Source organism: Paenibacillus sp. JT22N12, assembly GCF_056269365.1.
In genome coordinates this window covers 1306140-1316629 of record NZ_JBWDNU010000002.1, presented here as the reverse complement: position 1 = coordinate 1316629, position 10490 = coordinate 1306140, and the positions used below count along the sequence as shown (strand labels likewise).

Sequence of the window (10490 nt, the reverse complement as noted above, 5' to 3'; positions counted from 1 at the left end):
CTGCAACTGCTAGCTGCTGATTTATGCAGCTCAGTTGTCAGTCCAAATTCTGCAACTGCTAGCTGCTGATTTATGCAGCTCAGTTGTCAGTCCAAATTCTGCAACTGCCAGCTGCTGATTTATGCAGCTCAGTTGTCAGTCCAAATTCTGCAACTGCCAGCTGCTGTTTATGCAGCCCAGTTGTCAGTCCAAATTCTGCAGCTGTTAGCTGCAAATTTATGCAGCCTAGTTGTCAGCAAAACTTTGCAACTGCCAATTGCATATACAAGCAATCCAGTCGCCGCATCGGCAACTGTTAATTGCGCACATATGCAATTCAGTTGCACGTAAAAAATGCTATAACTGTTGGCCGATATCTTACCGGCCAATCGGTTAATCGTAACCGCAAAAAGCTATTGACAAAACGTAAAGAGTGGGTTTCCCCACTCTTCTGCGAAAAAGTCGTATCATCAGCATTGCCAGAAAGATTATACCATAACCATGATGTGGTGACAACAAAGGAATTACATACTCACTTGGAAACACAGGCATTAGACCGCTTTACTCTCTAAAATAAATTTTAGAATAAGGACAGCTGGTTCGATTCAGGAAGGCCGCGGAAGCAGCCCATTGTACCGAGCACTTCAATGATCGTTTTGGATGCCTTGGACTTCTGCTGAAAATCTTCCACGGAGAGAAATTCACCTGACTCCCGCGCAGCAGCAATGTTTCGGGCCGCATTATCCCCGATTCCGGCAATGGCCGCAAACGGCGGAATAAGCGAACGATCGTCAACGATAAATTTCGTGGCGTCCGAACGGTAAAGATCAATCGGCTTGAACGAGAAGCCGCGTGCCGTCATCTCAAGCGCCATCTCGAGCAGCGAGACGGATCCTTTCTCCTTGGGCGTCGCTGTAAAACCCTTTTGCTCGATTTCAATCAGCTTGCGCAAAATCGCATCATAGCCTTGACAGAGCAGCTCCAGATCGAAATCCTCCGCACGAACGGTGAAATAGGTCGCATAATAGGCAATTGGATAATAAAGTTTGAAAAAGGCCGTTCTGACGGCGGATATAACATAGGCGGCGGCATGCGCCTTCGGAAACATATACTCGATTTTCAGACAAGAATCAATATACCACTGAGGAACCTTGCAGTTCTTCATTTCCTCGATCCATTCCGGCGTCAGTCCCTTGCCCTTCCGCACGCTTTCCGTAATCTTGAACGCAAGCCCTGCATCCATACCCGCTTTATAGATCAAATAAAGCATGATGTCATCCCGGCAGCCGATAACCGTCTTGATCGTGCAGGTACGGTTCTTGATTAGCTCCTGGGCATTGCCGAGCCAAACACCGGTTCCATGCGACAGGCCGGATATTTGGAGCAAATCGGCAAATGACGACGGCTTCGTCTCCTCCAGCATTTGTCTGACAAATTTGGTGCCCATCTCCGGAACGCCATATGTAGCTACCGGGGTCCGGATTTTCTCGGCTGAGACACCAAGCACTTCCGAGGAATTGAACATGCTCATGACCTTCGGATCGTTCATTGGTATGGTTGTCGGATCAACGCCTGTTAAATCCTGCAACATCCTCATCATGGTCGGATCATCGTGCCCGAGTATATCAAGCTTGAGCAGATTGCTCTCGAAAGCATGATAATCAAAATGGGTTGTTTTCCACTCGGAGCCCGTGTCGTCGGCAGGATACTGAACCGGAGTGACTTCCTCCACTTCCATGTAATCCGGCACAACTACGATCCCGCCTGGATGCTGGCCCGTGCTTCGTTTCACCCCGGTAAAGCCCCCGGCCAAACGCAGAATCTCGGCGCCGCGCCACTTCTTGCCATGGTCTTCCTCATACTTCTTGGTATAGCCGTATGCCGTCTTCTCCGCGATCGTACCGATCGTTCCTGCCCGGAAAACGTTCTCTGGACCAAACAGCTCCTTGGTGTAATTATGGGCAATAGGCTGGTATTCACCGGAAAAGTTAAGATCGATATCGGGCACTTTATCGCCCTTGAAGCCCAGGAAGGTTTCGAACGGAATGTCCTGGCCTTCACCCTTGAGAGGCTTGCCGCAATTGGGACATTTTTTGTCCGGCAGGTCAAAACCGCTCGGGTAGCTCCCGTCCAGGAACCATTCGCTGTATTTGCAGGCCTCGTCCAGGCAGCTGTAGTGTGCAGGAAGCGGGTTAACCTCGGATATCCCGAGGAAAGTGGCCACAACCGATGATCCTACCGATCCCCGCGAACCGACGAGATACCCGTCTTCATTCGATTTTTTGACCAAACGCTCGGATATCAGGTAGTTGGCTGAGAAACCGAATTTAATGATGGGCACAAGCTCTTTCTCCAGACGCTGGACGACGACATCCGGCAGTTCTTCCCCATACAGCCGTTTGGCCGTATCGTAGCATTTGCTGCGTATTTCCTCATCCGCCCCATCGATGATGGGGGTGAACAGTTTTTCCGGGAACATATCAAACGGCTCAAAGCGGTCGGCAAGCTCCGAGGTATTTCTGACCACTACCTCAAATGCCCTCGCCTCTCCGAGAAAGGCGAACTCCTCCAGCATTTCCCTGGTCGTTCGTAAATGGGCATCAGGCTTGCGAATATCTTTAAGCGGGCTAAAACCCGTAATACCATGGATCGTAATATCGCGGAACAGCTTTTCCCTTGGCAGTAAATAATGCACATTGCCAGTGGCGATTACTGGCTTGCCCAACTTATCGCCGATCTCGCAAACGCGGCGCAAAGCCTGCTCGATTTCGGCACGGCTGGCAACAAAGCCTTTGTCGACCAAATGCATATAGAAGCCGACAGGCTGAATTTCCAGCACATCGTAATAGCGCGCCACTTCCTCCGCTTCCTCCAGCGATTTATTCATAACCGCCTCGAAGAACTCACCCTTCTCACAGCCCGAAATAATCAAGAGCCCTTCACGAAGCTCGGAGAGCTTGCTTTTAGGAATAGAGGCAACCCGCTTAAAATGCTCCGTATGCGACAGGGAGATCAGCTTGAACATGTTTTTCTTGCCGACTGCATTAAGCGCATATATACAGCAGTGGAACGGCCTCATATTTGACAAATCGAGTCCAACATAATCATTGAGCATATGTAAGCCGGTCACATTGCGTTTGGCTGCATCGCCAATCAATCCATATAGGATGCCGCCCAGCGCGATGGAATCATCGATCGCCCGGTGATGGCTTTCCAGACTCGCTTTATATTTATCGGCCAATGTATTCAGCCTGTGGTTCTTCATCGCCGGATGGAGAAAACGGGCAAGCTCGAGCGTATCCAGCACGGGATTCTTAAATTCCGGGAATCCGTTCTGTTTGCAGGCTGCCTGCATAAAGCCCATATCAAATCTTGCATTGTGCGCGACAAGCACCGCATCACCGACAAATTCGATGAATTCCCGCAGCTTGGGTCCGAGCTCAGGAGCATCCTGTACCATCTCGTTCGTAATATTGGTCAACTGCTGAATATTATAAGGAATGGCTTCATGAGGATTGATAAAGGTCGAGAAACGGCCAATTTCCTTGCCTTCCTGCATTTTCACGCCGGCCAGCTCAATGATTTTATTATTAACAACTGAAAGTCCCGTCGTCTCGATATCGAATACTACATAGACAGCGCTCTGCATGGCTTCTTCACGCGAGTTCATCACCATAGGTATCGCATCGTTGACAACATTGGCTTCTAACCCGAACAACACCTTGACCCCATGCTTTTTGGCCGCCTTCGCTGCCTCCGGGTAGCACTGCACGTTTCCATGATCGGTAATCGCAATCGCCTTATGTCCCCATTTGGCTGCCTGCTTGATGTAAACATCAATAGGGGTAACAGCGTCCATTGTACTCATTGTGGAATGAAGATGAAACTCGACACGCTTCTCCTCGGCGTCATCCTTGGCTTCCTTGGGAGAAACCACTTCATGAAGATCTGAAGGCATCATCACAAGCTCCGGTTCCTGCATAAACCGGTCATATTCTACACGTCCCCGCGCTTTGATCCATTTGCCGTTGGAAAGCTGACTGAGAACTTTCACATCGTCTTTCGTTTTGGCAAACATCTTCACCGCGATAGAGTCTGTAAAGTCGGTTACATTAAAAGTAAACAACGTGCTGCCGTTACGAAGCTCCTTCACTTCAAGGCCGAAGACGGTTCCCTGTATGGTGACCTTCTTCTCCTCCTCGAGGATATTCATAATCGGAACCGGTTCCTCGCGGATATCGTAGCCGACGACCAGCCGCACATCGCCTTCCGCCACCTCAGGAGCTTCCGCGGCAGCGCTTGTCATCATCTGCTGGATTACTTCACGCTCTTCCAGATCGCGCTTCTGGGCGAATTGCTCATAGGCTTCCTGATTCTTTACGCCAACTGATAACTTCACCCTGCAGTTCCGGCCGAATTGATCCTCAAAAAACTGCACGGCCATTTCATCAATCCTCTTCTTGCGCGCCAGCTCAAGTCCCATGTCGTCAAGCAGCGCAAGCGTCGCAAGCCCGTTCTCTACTTCCAGCCGGGCCTTGCCCAGCCAGCCGTTTACCGAAGCATTATGCTTCTGAACCCATTCTACAAATGCCGGCCAATATTCAATCAGGAGCTCATCGGTCTTTACCCCTTCTTCATACGTGAAGCAGAAGGAGACATCTGCAAGATGGGCGAACTTGGATTGTATGGTCCGGCAAAAAACGCCAAAAGCCGCTAGAGGAACCAAAGACGTTTTGCATATGCAAAACGTCCACTCCCGGTTGCTCCGGCTTACGATCACTTTGTCGATATATCCGTCCCCAAAATGCTCATCGGTCAGTTGCTGCGGCAGCTCAGCCTGCTTCATCATCAGCTCAAAGCGATGCCGCTTTTCCCCGGTTTGGCTCATCGTTTCCTCCCCTATTCAAGTCAAACAATCAATAAGCGCGAGCAAATACAACCGTATGCTGCGCCTTGTCTCCGCAAACGAGACATTTGGTTTTGTGCTCAAGAGGCTCAAACGGAATATTGCGGCTTGTAGCGCCGGTCTCTTCTTTGACCTGTTTCTCACAGGCTTCCGATCCGCACCAGCCGGCAAGCGCGAAGCCGCGCTTCTCTTCCATCAGCGTCTTCATCTCATCCAGCGTTTCGACCGAATAGGAATGATCCGCACGGAACTGCTTCGCCCGCTCAAGCATGCCGCTTTGAATCTCGGCAAGCATGCGTTCCACTTCAACCACAAGATCGGCTTGAGCAACCATTCGCTTCTCACCGGTCAAGCGGGAAACCAGAACAACCTGTCCATTCTCCATGTCGCGAGGCCCAAGCTCCAGACGCAGCGGCACACCGCGCATTTCATATTCATTGAATTTCCAGCCGGGACTAACATCGCTGCGGTCGTCCACTTTAACCCGGACGCCAGCCTTTTTCAGTTCCTTGTACAGCTCGTCCACACGGCCGACAACCTGCTCCCGCGTCTTCGGCGGTCCGATCGGGATCATCACGACCTGGGTTGGCGCTACCTTCGGAGGAAGCGCCAGTCCCCGATCGTCGCCATGGACCATAATGAGCGCGCCGATCATTCGGGTCGTCATGCCCCAAGAAGTTGTATGTGCAAACTGTTGTGTATTTTCACGGTCCAAGTATTTGATATCAAAGGCAACGGCAAAATTAGTGCCCAGATAATGCGAGGTTCCTGCCTGGACCGCGCGCCCGTCCTTCATCATCGCTTCGATGGAATAGGTATCAACCGCACCGGCAAACTTCTCCGAAGGCGTTTTTTGTCCAACGATAACAGGGATCGCCAGGAAGTTCTCGGCAAAGTCCTTATAGATACCCAGCATTTGATCCGTCTCGGCTCTTGCTTCCTCCTCCGCTTCGTGGGCGGTGTGGCCTTCCTGCCAAAGGAATTCCGTTGTCCGCAGGAAAGGAAGCGTCCTTTTCTCCCAGCGCACAACGTTCGCCCACTGATTGATGAGCAGCGGCAGGTCGCGATAGGATTGCACCCATTTGGCATACATATGACCGATAATGGTCTCGGAGGTCGGCCGGATGGCCAGTCTCTCTTCCAGCTTTTCCCCGCCGGCCTCCGTTACCCATGGAAGCTCAGGGTTAAAGCCCTCTACATGCTCCTTCTCTTTTTGGAAAAAGCTTTCGGGGATCAGCATGGGAAAATAAGCGTTGCGATGACCCGTTTCTTTGAACCTGCGGTCAAGCTCGTCCTTCATATGCTCCCAAATTTCAAAACCATCCGGGCGGAACACAATACAGCCCCGCACCGGTGAATAGTCCATTAATTCAGACTTCTTGATGACATCAATATACCATCTGGAGAAATCCTCGCCCTGCGGCGTAATTTCCGTGACAAACTGCTTCTCTTTCGACATAACCGGACTCAGTGCTCCCCTCGTACCAATCGCAAAATGTCATTATAGGTGACGGCAAGCATAAGCAGCATCAGCATTGCAAAGCCGATGAAATGCACCATGCTTTCCCGGTTTGGATCAACTGGCCTTCCCCTTACAGCCTCAAGACCCAGGAAGATTAAACGGCTTCCATCCAGCGCCGGCACCGGCAAAAGATTAAATATCCCCAGGTACAGGCTGAGAAGCGCCGCCCATGAGGTCAGTTCCGCTATCCCCTGCTCGGCGATTTGACTGGTTACCTGAGCAGTACGAACAGGTCCGCCTAAATCATCAAGCTTGAACTCGCCAAAAATCAATTTCTTGAATCCTTGAAAAATGCTGATTGTCATCGACTTCATGGCTTTTCCCGCCAGGGTGAAGGTTTCTCCGAATCCTGCAGCCCGCGTCGGATAAGCGGCCGTAATTCCCACCTTGCCGTCCCCTGAAGCAGGATCGGGCGCAGGTGTGAGTTTGAATTCAATCGGTTTTCCATCGCGAATGATATCCAGAGTAATCGGCTTGTTTGGGGACTCGCTGATGAGCTTGATCATTTTATCGTAATCAATGCCGATCTTCTGTCCATTGATGGAAACAATGACATCCCCTGACTTCAAATCAGCCTTCTCTGCGGGCATGCCTTTACTAACATCGCCAATAAGCAGACGATCAGGATTATCCACGGGCACTCCGGCCATTTGGAAATAAAGCCCAAACAGCACGAAAGCCAAAATAAAATTCATCATCGGTCCGGCAAAAATCGCAATCGCCCGCTGTCCGACTGTCTTGCTGCCGAATTGACGGTCAATCGGAGCGATCTGTGTTTCCCGGTTCTTGGAGATCATCTGTGCCTGAGGATCGATCGCGAACGTCTCCGACTCGCCGTCAGAGAGCAGCGTCAGCTTAAGCTTTCGTTCAATATCAATGGCTTCGACCTCGCCGCGTATAACGTTGGAACGCTCGTCAAGACGGTCCAGATACAATCTCGTCACGACATTGTCAACCAATCTGACAGCAACGGTCTGACCTGGCTGGACTTCCACCAGTTCCGGGTCCTCGCCCGCCATCCGCACAAATCCTCCTGCGGGCACCAAGCGCAGGGTATACCTGGTTTCACCGCGTTTTATCGAGAACAGCTTCGGTCCGAACCCGATGGCAAATTCTCTCACCAAAATTCCGGCCCGCTTCGCAAAATAGAAATGACCCCATTCATGGATGGTCACGATCACGAAGAAAACCAATACCGTCATAAAGACGATCTGAATCATATGCATCGCTGCTCTAGCCTCCTGTCCGTAACGGCCTGTACTAAGATTATCATTATTCTCACGTCCGTTACAAGAGAACTAAACGTTAGATCGATGCAGCTTCCATTCGGGCCCAAGCATCCACCTCGGCAATCGCCTCCACATCCGGCACTTCCAGAACCGTGTGGCGTTCAAGCACCTGTTCGATAACGCGTTCAATATCCAAAAACGTGATCGCACCCTCGAGGAACCGGGCAACCGCCATTTCGTTGGCAGCATTAAATACCGTAGGAGCAGATAGCCCCGCCCGGCCGCACTCATAGGCCATTCTCAGGCAGGGATATCTTGCAAAATCCATCTCCCGAAAATGCAGCGCGCCTACCTTCCTCAGATCAAGAGCTTCTGTCTGTATAGGGCGGCGCTGCGGATAAGTGAGTGCATATTGGATAGGTACGCGCATATCCGGCATGCCCAGCTGGGCGATGATACTGTTGTCCACATACTCTACATAGGAATGTATGATGCTTTCCGGATGAATCAGAACGCCGATCTGCTCATAATCCAAATCAAACAACCAATGGGCTTCAATCACTTCAAGCCCCTTATTCACCATGGTAGCGGAATCGATCGTGATTTTCGCTCCCATCGCCCAATTGGGATGGTTGAGCGCCTCCTCAACCGTTACGCCTTCCAGCTGCTGCCTAGTGCGTTCGCGAAATGAACCTCCGGAAGCGGTTAACGTAATTCCCTTTACCGCTGATCGGGCTTCTCCGTTCAAGCATTGAAAAATAGCCGAGTGCTCGCTGTCGATCGGAAGAATGGCAACCCCCTTCTCGGAAGCTCGCTTCATTACAATATGCCCTGCCGTCACCAGCGTCTCTTTGTTTGCAAGACCGATGTCTTTGCCGGCTGAAATTGCCGCAAGCGTCGCATTCAAGCCCCGGCTTCCCATAATGGCGGTCACGACCATGTCGGCTTCAGGAGCGGCAGCAATCTCGATAAGCCCTTCCTCACCATAAACAACCTTCATGCCGGATGGCAGATGAAGCTTTGCTTCTTCCGCAAGCGCTTTTGTTGACAAACATACTGTACGCGGCCGAAATCGCTTGGCCTGCTCGATCAGCAGCCCGATATTGCCGCCGGCCGCTAATCCGATTACCTCATAAGCCTCAGGCTCGCGGCTGACCACATCAAGCGTTTGCGTGCCAATAGAGCCCGTTGAACCCAGAATCGTAAGTTTTTTCATCGTTCACCTGTCCTTCTAAGCTAACGGCAGCAGCCCGGTCAGAACCAGAAGCGGAAACACTGCTATCCAGCTGTCGCAGCGGTCGAGAACACCGCCATGACCGGGAAGAATGGATCCTGTATCCTTGATGCCGCGAACCCGTTTATAGGCCGACTGAATGAGATCGCCCAATTGACCTGCCACGGCGGCGACAAGTCCGATCAGCAGCGCCTGTCCCATGCCAATGGCATCCGGGGCTGCCAGCGCGAACACAGCGGCGACAACCAGGGACAGCGCTACGCCCCCAAGTGATCCTTCAATGGTCTTATTGGGGCTGATAGCCGGCCACAGCTTATGTCTGCCTATCGCTTTGCCGATAAAATAAGCACCAATATCGGATGCCCAGATCGTTCCGAATGCAAGACAGGTCGTCAGCAGTCCGTAAGCTTCACCGCTTCGCACTTCATACATGGACTCAAATCCGAAACCGACATAAAGAGCTCCGAGCAGCAGCAAAGCCGCGCTGTCAATCGTCATTTTGTTTTTCGTAAGTACCGTAACGGCCAGTGCCAGAAACATAAGGAGCCACAACATATGTAGAGTTTGCGGAGGAACGGTTCCAAGCTCTTCCCAAGGAATGAGCAGAAACAGCATGCCTGCAAATCCAATCAGAGACGCCGGATGGTGCCATGCAAGGCCGTTCATTTTCGTGAATTCCGCATATCCGATCAATGCGAGCAGCAGCAGCAGCCCATAGAAAAACCAGCCGCCAAGTACGGTCAGAATAATAAATATGGCGCCACCAATGACGCCAGTTACGATACGTTGTTTCAAGATTAGGCACACTCCCGTACAGCCGTTTACACTCCGCCGTATCGACGCGCTCGACGTTGATATTCGCGAACGGCATCGTAAAAATGCTCGTCTGTAAATTCAGGCCAATAAACATCTGTAAACCACATCTCGCTGTAAGCAAGCTGCCAAAGCATAAAGTTGCTCAGTCTGAGTTCACCGCTGGTCCGAATAAGCAGGTCGGGATCAGGGACACCGGCTGAGAGAAGATGCTCCGTCATATGGGATTCTTCAATATCCTCCGGATTCAGACGACCGGCTTGCACGTCTTCTCCGATTTGTCTGACGGCTTCAATCATTTCTTTGCGGCTGCCATAATTCAAAGCAAAATTAAGAACGAGTCCGGTATTATCCGCCGTTTGACGAATAGCCTCTTCTACAGCCTCAAGTGTATGTGAAGGAAGTGCCTGCTTATAGCCCATCATACGTACCTGCACATTTTTTTCCATAAGCTCTTTCAATTCAATAGCCAGAAACTCCTGTGGAAGCTTCATCAGAAATTCAACTTCCGCTTTGGGCCGCTTCCAGTTTTCAGTGGAAAAAGCATATAAGGTCAAATACTTCACGCCAAGCCGGTCAGCAGCCATTGTAATCCGCTTCACCGTCTTCATTCCGGAATGATGGCCTGCCATCCTGGGCAATCCCCTGCTCTTGGCCCATCTGCCGTTGCCGTCCATAATGATTGCAATATGCTGCGGTATGTTGTCTGTATCAAGCGTCTGCAACGGTGTCGCCGGCGCTTTACCGAATAAGGCTCTCAGTCGCTGAAACACATGTTCGTCCTCCCACCGCTAACGTCAAATTTAT

General features: G+C 51.2%; 6 protein-coding genes. All 6 read right to left on the bottom strand.

Features of this window, described 5'->3' with window-relative positions:
• Positions 1 to 559: 559 nt before the first annotated feature.
• Positions 560 to 4867, bottom strand: coding sequence for a PolC-type DNA polymerase III (locus tag AC0YOA_RS11435; protein ID WP_475786610.1), 4308 nt, complete (start codon positions 4865 to 4867; stop codon positions 560 to 562).
• Positions 4868 to 4895: 28 nt separating this feature from the next.
• The gene (proS, locus tag AC0YOA_RS11430) at positions 4896 to 6344 is read right to left on the bottom strand and encodes a proline--tRNA ligase (RefSeq protein ID WP_475786609.1); all 1449 of its coding nucleotides are present in this window, start codon (positions 6342 to 6344) and stop codon (positions 4896 to 4898) included.
• Positions 6345 to 6352: 8 nt separating this feature from the next.
• Positions 6353 to 7633, bottom strand: a complete 1281-nt coding sequence (gene rseP / locus AC0YOA_RS11425; protein ID WP_475786608.1) for an RIP metalloprotease RseP — start codon at positions 7631 to 7633, stop codon at positions 6353 to 6355.
• 79 nt (positions 7634 to 7712) lie between these two features.
• The gene (locus AC0YOA_RS11420; protein ID WP_475786607.1) at positions 7713 to 8852 is read right to left on the bottom strand and encodes a 1-deoxy-D-xylulose-5-phosphate reductoisomerase; all 1140 of its coding nucleotides are present in this window, start codon (positions 8850 to 8852) and stop codon (positions 7713 to 7715) included.
• Between the two features lie 15 nt (positions 8853 to 8867).
• Positions 8868 to 9665 carry a phosphatidate cytidylyltransferase gene (locus AC0YOA_RS11415; RefSeq protein WP_210041139.1) on the bottom strand — a complete coding sequence of 266 codons (798 nt, stop codon included), beginning with the start codon at positions 9663 to 9665 and terminating at the stop codon, positions 8868 to 8870.
• A 26-nt stretch (positions 9666 to 9691) separates the two neighbouring features.
• The gene (locus AC0YOA_RS11410) at positions 9692 to 10444 is read right to left on the bottom strand and encodes an isoprenyl transferase (protein WP_379112719.1); all 753 of its coding nucleotides are present in this window, start codon (positions 10442 to 10444) and stop codon (positions 9692 to 9694) included.
• Positions 10445 to 10490 lie beyond the last annotated feature (46 nt).